The 12782-nt window shown below is 39.8% G+C and carries 10 protein-coding genes and 1 pseudogene; all 11 read right to left on the reverse strand.

The genetic code is table 11. From position 1 onward, the window contains the following. Positions 1 to 123: 123 nt before the first annotated feature. The 11 genes and pseudogenes from HMPREF1536_RS22965 to HMPREF1536_RS23015 all read right to left on the reverse strand — a co-directional run bounded on the left by HMPREF1536_RS22965 (position 124) and on the right by HMPREF1536_RS23015 (position 12778). Positions 124 to 1227, reverse strand: coding sequence for a glycosyltransferase (locus HMPREF1536_RS22965; RefSeq protein WP_225608046.1), 1104 nt, complete (start codon positions 1225 to 1227; stop codon positions 124 to 126). A 28-nt stretch (positions 1228 to 1255) separates the two neighbouring features. Further along, positions 1256 to 1432 (reverse strand): annotated as a pseudogene (locus HMPREF1536_RS28475) (DapH/DapD/GlmU-related protein); the annotation flags it as partial. Between the two features lie 490 nt (positions 1433 to 1922). Then, positions 1923 to 2603 carry a class I SAM-dependent methyltransferase gene (locus HMPREF1536_RS22975; RefSeq protein WP_081693375.1) on the reverse strand — a complete coding sequence of 227 codons (681 nt, stop codon included), beginning with the start codon at positions 2601 to 2603 and terminating at the stop codon, positions 1923 to 1925. 36 nt (positions 2604 to 2639) lie between these two features. Next, entirely contained in the window at positions 2640 to 3545 is a 906-nt protein-coding gene (locus HMPREF1536_RS22980) for an alpha-1,2-fucosyltransferase (protein WP_028728895.1), read from the reverse strand. An 80-nt stretch (positions 3546 to 3625) separates the two neighbouring features. Then, complete coding sequence (locus HMPREF1536_RS22985; protein ID WP_028728896.1) at positions 3626 to 5353, reverse strand: ABC transporter ATP-binding protein; 1728 nt, start codon at positions 5351 to 5353, stop codon at positions 3626 to 3628. A gap of 2 nt (positions 5354 to 5355) precedes the next feature. Then, the gene (locus tag HMPREF1536_RS22990; protein ID WP_044192942.1) at positions 5356 to 6531 is read right to left on the reverse strand and encodes an O-antigen ligase family protein; all 1176 of its coding nucleotides are present in this window, start codon (positions 6529 to 6531) and stop codon (positions 5356 to 5358) included. A 5-nt stretch (positions 6532 to 6536) separates the two neighbouring features. After that, entirely contained in the window at positions 6537 to 7574 is a 1038-nt protein-coding gene (locus tag HMPREF1536_RS22995; protein ID WP_028728898.1) for a glycosyltransferase family 4 protein, read from the reverse strand. A 5-nt stretch (positions 7575 to 7579) separates the two neighbouring features. Further along, a complete protein-coding gene (locus tag HMPREF1536_RS23000; RefSeq protein WP_225608048.1) occupies positions 7580 to 8650 on the reverse strand; it encodes an MraY family glycosyltransferase in 1071 nt (356 codons plus the stop codon). A 778-nt stretch (positions 8651 to 9428) separates the two neighbouring features. Beyond that, positions 9429 to 10373 (reverse strand): tyrosine-type recombinase/integrase, encoded by a 945-nt coding sequence (locus HMPREF1536_RS23005; RefSeq protein WP_028728899.1) that lies wholly within the window; start codon positions 10371 to 10373, stop codon positions 9429 to 9431. A 242-nt stretch (positions 10374 to 10615) separates the two neighbouring features. After that, positions 10616 to 11098 (reverse strand): porin family protein, encoded by a 483-nt coding sequence (locus tag HMPREF1536_RS23010; protein ID WP_028728900.1) that lies wholly within the window; start codon positions 11096 to 11098, stop codon positions 10616 to 10618. A gap of 39 nt (positions 11099 to 11137) precedes the next feature. Continuing rightward, a complete protein-coding gene (locus HMPREF1536_RS23015) occupies positions 11138 to 12778 on the reverse strand; it encodes a dipeptidase (protein WP_028728901.1) in 1641 nt (546 codons plus the stop codon). Positions 12779 to 12782: the final 4 nt, after the last annotated feature.

Consider the following 12782-nt stretch of genomic DNA (forward strand, 5'->3'; position numbering starts at 1 on the left):
ATCAAAACCAATATCAATCAAATCTGCTACAGGCATGCTTCTTATCTTCTTCATTTTGTCATGCAAAGAAGATTTATCAGATTGCTTTAAGAAATAAAATCCCACTTTCTACTATTCTATTTTTTATTCAAATACAAAATCCGGTTTCTCTGAGTTACCTGTCAACCAACCATACAGTTGTCCCATCTGCTCTGACACTACGTTTACTGCATATTTTTCAAGGACTAACCTGCGTCCCCGCTCACCCATTTCATATAAAAGTCTTCTATCTAATGACAAAACTTCCCGAAGTACATCCATTAATGTTTCCAGATCATTATTCACCCACCAGCCACACTGATAGGTATTTAAATCCTCCCACGGTGTTGCTGTCGATCCGATAACGGGTACATTTTGAAGTAATGCTTCTGGAATGATCATTCCGAAGTTCTCAAAATCACTGGGTACAACCAGACAGGTTAACGAAGCCAGTAAACGTTGTTTTTCCATCCCGCTTACCCAACCAGTAAAGCGGACTTTATCCAATCCCGCCTCCTGCACTATCTTCCGTATCCCCGAAACATATCTCGGATCTCCATCACCCATTATCACCAACTCTCCGGGTTCATGCAGTTTTTTCCATATTTCGATCAGACGGTCTACCCGTTTATAAGGTTGAATACGTCCCAAATAGCCGACTCTTTTTATCTTATCTTTAAAAAAAGGATCGACCGGTTCACTGCAATCTATCGGGTTAGGTACTATTGCCACCGGATTAGTAAATCCCAGTGAACGATAATGTTTCATTTCCTCTTTACAAGTAACATGAACACAGGATGCCTTCTGTAGCTGCTTGCGTTGGTAAAGAGAAAAAGCCGTTTTTTTTATTAAAGAAGAATAAGACAATGCTTCCGGATGTAATGCTCCATGTAATGTTACCACATAAGGAAAGTGATTTTCAATTGCAAACCGGGCAGTAATATAACCTTGATATTGCCATATCCCCTGAATATGATAAATATCTGCCCCAGAAGTCTTTTTCAACACTTTACTCCAAGCTGGCGAATAGCCAAAACGACTGTTATAATAGGCTGGAAGTTCCAAATAATGAATAAACGGTTCTTCCGAAACTGGCATTTCTCCCGGTTGTATCCGGTTCGTTAATATCTTAACTTCCCATCCCAGGTTTTTCATACCCTGTACTGTTAGCAACGTTGTACAGGCCGGTCCTCCACAAGACTTACTCATGGAGTTTATTACATATACAATATTCATATCACCATCTCCAATAAACATTCTCTTTCAAAACCCTGGCAGGTACACCACCTACCAGACATTTCGACGGTACGTCCTTGGTAACGACAGCTCCCGCTGCAACAATAGCACCATCACCAATATGTACTCCTCTTTGTATTATTGCATAAGAACCGATCCAGACTGAATTGCCGATCACTACCGGTAGACATCTTTCCCTATCGCCCGACGCATCTCCATGATCATGACCGTCCGAATCACGGATGGTCACATTACGGCCGATTCCTACATCATTTCCGATCGTAATACTCGATTCACATTCTATATAAGTATCATTATTTATAACACAATCATCTATTATTAAATTAGCACCGGGATGAACCCAAAGTGTTATATTGTCAATCAATAAAAGTTTCTTTTTTATAATCAGATTACCTCCCTCTACCATAATTACACATGGCTTTTTTAAAACGGGAGTACTATATAATCGTCCCTCAATAGATAGATTTCCATTATTATTGATTCTTAAGTCCGATTTTTTTAATAGTTGTATTTTTCCTCGGGATTTTAAATAAGTCCATACCTTGTAGGTCAAAATAAAATTCCAATAATAGCCACCTCTTCTCCTGAGAAAAGTTATTTTCGATAATAATTTCTGTGTCATTTTTTCATATTCCCTATTTAAGTATTTAATAAGAAGCTTCGACTACCATTGATTCAAGCCTAGTAAGTCCCGGAAAGTTCACTTCATCATGTTTTTCTATGCCCCGAAGAGTTACATGTTCGCTCTCTCCTACTTCACATCTTTTTATTTTCTTATAGCCGCATTTCCGTAACAGCATTTCCAACGTTTTATAGTCATAAATCATCTGATGTCCCCAGTCCCGATAAAAGTTATTGATGACAAATACTTCCGGATATTTCCCTGGAAATAACTCTTCCACTTCCGGTAAAAATTTCTTTGTACACCATTTCAAATATTCCCGGTACTTCTCCGGATGAAAATACATATCCAATAAAAAGCCCATATCGGGTAAGGTTATTCTTAGGACACCGTTTTCCTTCAACACCCTTCTACATTCCAACAGCATACCTGTAGCATCTTTCAATGAAAGATGCTCGAACATATGTTCGGAAAAAATATAGTCGAAACTCTTATCTGCAAAAGGGTAAGGCTTTGTTGCATCCAAATAGATCTTTTCACCTCTTACCGGTACCAGAATATCCGTATTTAACCAACCTGGTATCTGATTTGCGCCACATCCTAAATGCAAACAATGAAGAACATTTTCACGTGCCATGTAAATCGGAACTTGTTTTCTGACATTACGGGTGATCAAGATTCTTCTCAGTAAATCATATTTCTTCATATCTATTATCAAATTAAAAGTTACTTGGCATTTGCATTATAATGAGAAAGATTTCCTTATACCTGTCGCTATCTTATGCAATAATATCTTTGCATTTATTATAGCCAATGAGTAATAACTCCTGCAATACAACTCAATCGTTCCTGCTATCGGTTCTTTCTTCCATATTGCAGGACATAAATCTCTGGTGTCTCTTTTCACACCGGAAGGTGCAAACCACGGAGTAGGACAAACGATCTTTTTCTCCGGATTCGGATTAAGCCACGCACCCCACCAGCCAAAGGAAGAATTACTAATTATATTGTGTGTACATAAAGATTGAAGATATAAATCTACAATCGGAGGTTCATCGTCTACAAAAAAGAAGTTTTCCCCTCTGAAATGCTTTTTACACCATGTAATATCATCACTGATAATAAGGAAAACAGAACCGGAATCAAAAGTTGCCATTGCTTTTTTATAATAGCTCATCTGACAGACCGGATGTTTGAATTGTAATTTCAAATAATCACCACGGCGCACTAGTATGGATACCGGAGTCCTCTCAAGTATATGACTATATTTCTTTCTTATATAGGACAGTGTTTCCGTATCTATACGGAACAAATTCCGGACAACATCTTCTTCAAAATATCTTTCCGATTGAAAATACCCGTGCAATACAATATCACTTTCTTCAGGAAGAGGTCGATAGGGAAAAGTCTGCTCTTGATATACTTTCTGATTTTCTGGATACTCATTCGAAAAATCAATATTACGTAATATTGATTTTCGAAATTGTTCCACATATTCCGAGATGGAACAATTATCAGGTTCCCCAAAGATATCCGGAGAACACGTCAATGCTTTAAACGGAACATTCCTTCTTTTAGCCAAGGAGGCACCTGCTGCAATTTCAAACAGGATATTACCCAGCCTTCCTTTTAAATAGGAATAAATCATAATTTTATATTTCTAAACCACCAGATCTTTCCTGTTTTGACTCTAAAAACAAACAATCAACAGATGGCGGATATACCGTATTATTTATCATTCAAATCATTAATATCTATTATCTTACTACACACTGCCAGTGATTCCGGACGATGTGAAATAACCAGCAATGTCATTCCCGGACATTCCTCCAACAAGCGAACAATAGCCTCGTTGATAGATTGTTCGGTAGCTTCATCCAAAGAAGAAGTAGCTTCGTCGAACATCAGGATCTCCGCCTGTTTATATAAAGCACGAGCAATACCCAGACGTTGTCTCTGTCCTCCGGAAAGCAGACAACCAGCCTCACCAACCGGAGTATCTACTCCCTGGGGCAATGTTCTGATGAAACTATCCAGACAAGCCTGACGGATTATCCGATCAATCCGTGTTCTGTCGACCTTCTCTTTCTCCGAGCTCATTATGATATTATCCAATAAAGTTCCTTCTACCATAAATAACTGTTGTGAGACATACCCGATCTTACTTCGCCAGGCAGACAGCCTGTCCGGCGATAACAATACATCATCAATATAAATCCCTCCCGAATCGGGTTGAATAAACCCCAGTAACAAATGAAACAAGGTCGACTTCCCTGATCCCGACTCACCACGGAAACCGATTATATCTCCTTTATGAATGTCCAATGAAATATTATTCAGCACCTGGATCTTTTTGTCGTATGAAAAAACAAGGGAACGAATTGAAATAGCTTGTTCAAAGTCTATCGGTTTCTGCTCCAATTCTTCCGATTCTGTTTGTTCAGCATCCAGATCCAGCAACAATTCGCCGGAATACGAATTCGATTTCATCTGAAAAATAAAACTGGTACTACGCACAAGACCAGGAAGAACACGGTAAACGGCAATAGCAAACAAGCCTATTATCAATCCTAAAGAGGGTAACTTAAACAACTGTGTTGCCAAGATAAGTACAACCAGTGAACAAACGATCGCTATTTCCAGTGCCTTCTGTATCGATCCGCTAAGCAGCAGCGTCCGTACATTGATATGATTCTGCCTTTCCATCAACTCGTCAAAACCGTTCACACTTTCAGGAAAAGAATTACTCATCTCCATATCGGTATACCCGACAAAAGTTTGTTGCAATATTTTATTCTTCAAAGGGATCAACTGAAACAACATAGTTCCGTAGCGCATCATGCGGGCACGGGAAAAACGGTAATATATTAATGTGATCGGAACAAAAGTCACCAGTACTAACAAGAATACATATATATTGAACAGCATCAGACCTATCAGAATGGAAATCATCACTGCACACTCACAAATCAACTGGGTATAAGGTACCAGATATCCCTGGATCAAACTCTGGGAAACCCCATTGACCCGGTTAATCAACTGGTGACTGTTATTCTGTTTGATATAAAGAAAACCCTTTGAATAATAATAACGATATAAGCGTAAGGACAAATAACTGGAAATGGTGAATAACCGCTTATTCTGTTTATATTGAAGCCAGGCACAAATCACAATACGACCGATTGAAAACAACAAAATAACCACACAAATAAAGATCATAAAAGAAAAAAAATCCTCGAAGCCACACCAATTAAACAACCCGGACATATACCGGTTCTCTGTTACTGCATCTTCATTCAGAACCAGAAGTAATACGGGTACCAACACCCCTATTCCTATCAGATCGAAAACAGACATTATAAAAATAGTCAAACCTGTCATCCAGATACGCAAACGGTACTGGCGAGGCAATAATAAATACAACCGGGATATGATCGACGGTATTATTGGAATCATACTTATAAAAACTTGTTATTACTATTTTGTAGAATTTGTTCGCCCTCCGATAAGGAAAGCCATAAAAGAAAACAGAGATAGGATCCGGAAGCTATGACAAATCCTTCAACCAGCATATGAACGCTAAACAGCGTCATGATAGAACCGACCAGCCCTCCGTTCAGACCAGTCCCGGAATCCTTATAAAGCATACATATTAAATAGATTATTGGTAATAAAAATGACAAAAAACCGTATAACCCAAGCGACGATAGCAGAAAAAGCCAGCTGCTACCTGGTTCTACAGTTCCACTTTGCAGGTTTATGGAATGTTCGCTCTGTATATAATTAAGATTATAACTGGCAAACCCTACACCAAAAATCGGAAAAGCTTTAAATTCTTTTATCCGATCCTCCCATAGCCCGTCACGACTAGACGTTAGACTACCGGTATTTTCACTCGAATCCATTTTTTCCCTTATTCTTTCGGTATAAGACCACCAGAGTGAGGAAGTCGATAATACCAGTAAAGAGAAAAATAATACTATTTTGGCTAACTGTCCTACGCGGTATTTATACAGACGCACATAAAAGAAAGCGACACCAGCTAATGTGGCAGCCAAAGCACCACGGGAACCCGCCAGTATCAATACCAGAAAAGAGACACCGGTATATATCATTTCTTTATACCGTTCTGGCTTTGTTTCCGACAAATAAAACCGGTAAATGCCATAAAGCATACAACCCCCCGCCAAAGGAGATAACAACATCGAATGGTTAGTCAGCCCTGTAAATCCAGATTTTCCCATTACCATATCAGGTGCTATAAATTTCAACAAAAAAGAAAGCAAAACTACCCAACGAAGAATAAGTAACGAACGTATAAATAAAAGCCTGCGCAAACGAACCAGATAATCGTTTATAAAAAACGGGCCAATTATAAAAACCAGACTGAAAAAAGCAATCACTCGGAACCAGACCCTGAATAAAGCTGGAATATCATTTAACCAGACTGAAAAAAGAACAGCAGAAATAAAAAAAAGATATTTCCAGGATATTCTTATTCCTCCTCTGAAAATAAACCAGATAAAACTAATTAAAAAACTCCCGTAGTAAATAACTTCCGGAAAAGAAGGAAACAAGGGAATCGCTTTAGATAAAGAAGCTATAAAAAGTATCCAAAATAATATTATATCCATACTGATTACAAGACTGTCAACAGGGTTTCAGCCACTCTTTCCGGAGTTATCAGTAAAGATAGCTGCCGGCTATTCTTACCCATTAACAACCAATCCGATTCCGTACAAGCTATGAATTTTTCTATCGAATGACGAATAGAACAGATATTGGCAGGAATAAACAGATATCCGTTTTTTCCTTCCTCCACAAACGAGGCTATCGCTCCACAACGGTTGGATGCCAGTATCGGCAAACCGGCACAAGCAGCTTCATGCAAAACCAATGCCCATTGTTCAAATATAGAAGGCAAAATAAATGCCCCGGAGTTTTCCATTACTTTCTGTAAATCCTTCTGTTCCATAAAATCCAGGATCTCTACATCCGGATAACCGGACAATCGTTCTTTCTCCGAACCATTTCCAACCAATGTCAATCGCCAACCTTTGCGATCCGGGATTGCATTCCAGGCCCTCAACAAATAACGAAGTCCTTTCTCCGGAGAAAAACGGCCAACGTACAACAACCTTTTAGGATAGTCCTTTTCCCGGCAATCGATATCTATCCGGCTGAATAAATCAATATCTGCTGAAAGATTATGCATCAATATCCTATCCTGCCTGAAACCCAGTTTCCGTGCATATTCTACCTGCCACTCTCCAGCAACGAACAGATGGCTGAACCAACAGCGTTGCCGGAAAGGGGATGTCAAAACATTCAACCATTGTTTTCCTCCACGCCATTGTGTGTCGCTACCTGCTACAACAGGGATACGCAATTGCCGACGGATCATTCCACATATTTCGTTATACAGTGGATCGATCCACCCGGCTGTCCACACCAGATCCGGTCTCAACGCCTCTACTAACCCGTATAAATGATTCCTATCCTGAAATGTAGAACGTTTATAGTAAGTTACGCCATCCAATAAAGGGGGGACATAAGGTGTTTCCCTCTCTCTGTCCTGTGATACGATATGCACACGACAGCCCTTTTCCACCAATACTTTTATAACTGCTATGTTATAAGGCATCAATTCCGTATATAAAATCAATATTGTAATCACCTTATTTACTCTTTGATTTCGGGAACAGAAACACCGCTGAAATCGAAATCATGCACTTTCCTGATATATCGTATCCTGATATCCAGAAGATAATTTATACAAATAGCCACCAGCATATTGAGAATAAACAATATATTCAGATTAAATATGCGGAACAATCCAATATTTACAATCAGCATAACTATAGCATAACCTATCAACAGACAAGTTGCCTGTAAATGGTTCAAGCCTGCATCCAAACATTTATGATGAATATGGTTACGATCGGCAAGAAACAACGGATGGCTCTGAAAAGCACGAACCACCATCACCCGCAAGGCATCGAAAACCGGCACAAATAAAAGGGAGAACGGAATGATCAGGCAATACCCATCCATTCCTTCTCCGGGAATATACATAACATATTTCACGGCAAAAAAAGATAACATATACCCCAGAGACAAAGAACCCGAATCTCCCATAAATAATTTACTGCCGCGAAAGGCCGATCCAAAGACATTGTAATAAAGAAATGGTAACAAGCAGCCAACGAAGGCAAATGCCAACATAGAATAAATCCATTCTCCTTTTAAAATATACAATATACCGAAAGTGATAAAAGCAACCAAAGCCATACCGCCAGCCAATCCGTCTATTCCGTCGATCAGGTTAATGGCATTCGTTACAAATACAACCAATACGATTGTAAAAGGGATTCCTATCAAGACAGGAATTTCATACACGCCAAATAACCCATATAAATTATTTATATAAAGGCCAGCCATCGGAAACAGAGCTGCGACAAAGAATTGAGCGATGAATTTCTTACGGTAACGAACTCCTATAAGATCATCCTTTACACCCACCAGATATAGAAACAGACTACCGGTCAGCAAAAACAACAATTCCTGCAGCGCATTGCCCGCTAATGTCGAATTTAAAGGGAAACTGATAAAGAAAAAGAATGCCGTAGAAAAAGAAAATGCGATCAGCACTGACGGTATAAACACCAATCCCCCCAAACGGGAGATCGCAGCCGAATGACATTTCCGGGCATTCAGATCATCGTATAAACGTTTTCGCTTAGAGATGATCATTATCCTCGGAAGCATAAATACAGAGCAGATAAAAGACATAATAAAACAAAGTAAAATGACAAATTCTGCTATCGTTGAATCCCGTTGTATAATAGAAAACATCATTGATAATAAACCTGTTACCATCTTTCCATGATTTAGTTTTTACATAACGAAGGTGGTCAGTCCCATCCCACCGGGTGACCACACAAATATTTTGACCCTTATTTACGGAATAAGGGTCATTGATTTTAAACAACTATATATCAACACTTTATTTAGACATTTCAACCAGATTGCAAATAAAAAGTCACAAATAAGCTCTTTTATGACCACCTTATTCAGCTTTCAAATAAATCATTTGAGGAAAGAAAAAAGGGGAAGGTATTATGAAGCGAAAATGAAGTGTTTATTTAGTAAAATAATATTACTGAAATCATGATCCTTTAAATAAATGTCAATAGATTTATTTTGATAATCAAATTGTCCTGCTAAGATCGGTTAACCGATTCGTAGCAGTAGGCATCACAATATACAACACATTAGTATTTAAGTAATTAAACTCTATTTTTTCGTGAAAAATCTGCTATATTATTTTAATTTTAATCTTTTTTAAAGGACAAGGAGTCCCCTGGCAAAAGTTTTATCAATTTATTTTATTTACCTTTGCAGTGTATAAAAGTATTAAGACATTTGTTTGAATTGGGATACGAGGGGTGTGGTTTTTATTCTACCTATTTATGGTAATGATTTGCAATGACCCTTATTCCGTAAATAAGCGTCAATATCTACAGCATTTTTAACTTATCCATTGCTCCACAAAGTTTATAATTTTTAGATTTGCCCGATCAATGATCGCTTGGTCTAAGCTTTCCAAATAAAATTGAGTTGTTTTTTCAGATGTATGCCCTAAGATTTGTCCGATTATTGCCACTGAAACAGAGTTTTCTTTTGCACGCATAGCCCACGAATGGCGTGCGACATATGACGTTAATTTTACAGGAACAGACAGCATATTCCCGATAACTGCCAGGCGACGGTTATAAGTACGCAATGCTACCTTATAACTCTCATAAGATGTATCCGGCGATTTAAGAATAGGAAACAATAACTCCGATTCAGGATCAGCATATTTATCCAACAAACGGCGCATCCCCGAAGTAATTGTTATACGAATCTCCCTTTTTGTCTTCACACGATAGTACACAAGTTGGTTCCCGCGAATATTGGCACGGGTAAGATGGGCCAGATCGACAAAAGCGATTCCGCAAGCCATAAAGCTGAACAGAAACAAGTCACGTGCAAACCTCAGGTTCTTTTTACTTTTCAAATCCATACGGGTAATCTCTTTAATCACCTTAGCCCCTACCGAACGCTTATAAGTCTGTATAGGACGCAAATAAACTTTCTGAAACGGATTTTCTTCCGGTGTAACCAACTTTTCCGATACTGCCGCATTATATGCTGCACGAAAAATACTCGTATAGTTACTAACTGAATTCTGACTTAAGGACAATGATTGCAGATGTCCCACAAACTCCTGTACCAAACGACTGTTTATACGTTTCATATTGAAGTCACGTTTATTCAGAAAATGTTCCAGCTGATTACGGGTTGCCTTATACAGACTTGCTGTTCCTTTTTTTCCGGAGTTATATTTCTCCCTTTCAAGGTAGTCCATATAACTCAAAACATCTCCATAAACATACTTCTTCTTTTTTTCTTTCTCTTGTTGTATTACCATAACTATCATTTTTGATGAAATATAAACAACAAATATAAGAGAAATGTTGTTGCCAATCATTAGGTTGGAGAAAAGACTGTGAACCATTTCAATATAAAAATGAGACAGCATAGAAATTGTATGTATCTCTCCAAATAGCCGGTCTGAGTCCGAACCAGTTATACCTAAAAAAGAAGAATGCCCGCAATACCAAATGGTAAAGGGGCATTCTTTATTTGTTTATAAGATAATGTATCCGTCTATCAGAAGTTGTATCCGACACGAACACCTAAGATCGGCTGATCGAAATCCTTAATGATATTGTATTTGAATTCCAGGCCTACAGTGATCTGGTCTGTCGCATATACTTCACCACCTAAACCGATATTGGCTCCAAAGCGAGTCATATTATGACTCCAACCACCGGCACCAAATTTCCAGAAGGAAAGGTCAAGACCTGCCAACGGATAGAAACCGAACATTTCACTCAACTTAAATACATAATGGACATTCATATCGATAGCCCATGCACTCAGTCCATTGTCCTTGACAAAATACGTCAGAGAAGGAGCGAAACGAACCTCATCGGTAAAATTATAACGATAATCAACTCCCAACAGTGCATTCCCATTATCATTAAACCCATAACCGATATTGAAACCGAAAGACGATTGTCCCTGCTGGGTTTGTGCGAATGCACTCATGCTGATAATTGCCAGCATACACATAACAATTAATTTCTTCATACTCTCATTAATTTAGTTCAACATTATGCGCAAATATAATTATTTTACTTTAAGTCTGTCACCTGCGCTTTTTACGATACTACGGTAATAATCCTCGTCATAGCCAGGGAAATCAGGATATTCGGACAATCCGTAACCGTTCTGCTTAAACTGGCCATTTTCTTCTTTCTTAACATTACCGTCCATATATTTTACTAACAGGTACTCACCTAATTTCTTCCAACGGGCGGTTGCCTGATCGGCAGTCGTTGTACTGAACCAGGTAAGGAACTTTACAGCCTCTGCCGGGTTCTTGGCATACAGCTCCGATGCAGCCTTGTCGATAGCCGGAATTGCTTCCTTATAACTGTTTTCCAGCTCCTGCTGAACCGGACGGATATCCTTGATCATAAAGCTGTACTTTGAATAAGCCTGGTTGGCTACCCAGTTGTGGATCCAGAAAGCGGAAGTCCATGAGAAGTTCATGATGTCTCCGTTTCCTACCCGGTAACACTCCGGCGACTCCGTGATAGAACAATACAACGGAGTGAAGACAGCCATATCGGCATCATCCACACCGAACCAAAGAATTCCACCGACAGCATCCGGCAACCAGTTACGCATCTGCGGAACGATCACAAAACCGGTCTGCTGTGTTGCAATGGCACGTTCGTTCGTATAGGTTTCCCCATCCACCTTAAACGTCATCGGACGCCAGCGATACGGCACCTTGTATGAACCGGCTCCGGCATCATTCGTCATATCCAGATCAGTGCCTTCGTAATGGTCGCGCATGCCGTTCTGCACATCCTGAACGGACAACAAACGGTTAGGCTTCACGTACAAAGGCATCGGCTCTTTAGAAGGATCCCCTTTAATAAAGTCGGTATATTTATCCATTGTGTTATCATATTTACGGAAGAAAGACCATACACGGGCTTCACATCCTCTCAGGCCGCTGAAATCGTAAGGACAATACGCTTTCTGGAAGCTGAAGTCCTTATCTTTTCCTGTGAAGTAACCTTTCTCACGGGCAAAAGAAACTACGTCCGGCGAATACAGGCAGTTCTCCTTATCGTCGAACGGAATCTGCTGTATGCGCGACTGGTTGGCATGTGCCGAGATACAATCGTCGGGAACACGAATGGCTACCCATACCGCTCCTTTATTACCTGTTCCTTTTCCGATCAGTTCCATCACCCAGGCTTCATTCTTATCAGCGATAGAGAAAGTTTCGCCACTGCTGTAATAACCGTGATCCTTCACCAGGTCTGTCATCACCTTAATCGCCTCACGGGCAGACTTGGAACGCTGAAGGGCTATGTAGATCAGGCTACCGTAATCGATGATACCTGTTGTATCCACCAGCTCGGGACGACCGCCCCACGTGCTTTCCGTGATCGCTACCTGATGTTCGTTCATATTACCTACCACCGAATACGTCTGTTCCACCTGCGGGATTTGTCCGAGCGGTTTATTTGTATCCCATTCCCTTACTTCCAGCATAGCCCCTTTCGGCCAGGTTGCCGCCGGCCAACGGTAAAGCTCCCCATACAAAGTATGCGAGTCTGCTGCATAACTGATCATGACCGATCCGTCGACCGATGCTTTCTTTCCAACCAGCAAACCTGTACAAGCCATAGCTTCCATTCCGGAAAGCAAAACAGCGCAGGCCGCCGCAATAATCCATTTTCTTTTCATATAA

The organism is Parabacteroides gordonii MS-1 = DSM 23371, assembly GCF_000969825.1.
GTDB lineage: Bacteria > Bacteroidota > Bacteroidia > Bacteroidales > Tannerellaceae > Parabacteroides > Parabacteroides gordonii.

Bases quoted from the DNA above. Each gene is read 5' to 3' on its own strand.
- HMPREF1536_RS23015 (WP_028728901.1), bottom strand. From the start codon at position 12,778: ATGAAAAGAAAATGGATTATTGCGGCGGCCTGCGCTGTTTTGCTTTCC.
- HMPREF1536_RS22975 (WP_081693375.1), bottom strand. From the start codon at position 2,603: ATGAAGAAATATGATTTACTGAGAAGAATCTTGATCACCCGTAATGTC.
- HMPREF1536_RS22965 (WP_225608046.1), bottom strand. From the start codon at position 1,227: ATGAGTAAGTCTTGTGGAGGACCGGCCTGTACAACGTTGCTAACAGTA.
- HMPREF1536_RS22980 (WP_028728895.1), bottom strand. From the start codon at position 3,545: ATGATTTATTCCTATTTAAAAGGAAGGCTGGGTAATATCCTGTTTGAA.
- HMPREF1536_RS22990 (WP_044192942.1), bottom strand. From the start codon at position 6,531: ATGGATATAATATTATTTTGGATACTTTTTATAGCTTCTTTATCTAAA.
- HMPREF1536_RS22985 (WP_028728896.1), bottom strand. From the start codon at position 5,353: ATGATTCCAATAATACCGTCGATCATATCCCGGTTGTATTTATTATTG.
- HMPREF1536_RS23010 (WP_028728900.1), bottom strand. From the start codon at position 11,098: ATGAAGAAATTAATTGTTATGTGTATGCTGGCAATTATCAGCATGAGT.
- HMPREF1536_RS23005 (WP_028728899.1), bottom strand. From the start codon at position 10,373: ATGGTAATACAACAAGAGAAAGAAAAAAAGAAGAAGTATGTTTATGGA.
- HMPREF1536_RS23000 (WP_225608048.1), bottom strand. From the start codon at position 8,650: ATGATCATCTCTAAGCGAAAACGTTTATACGATGATCTGAATGCCCGG.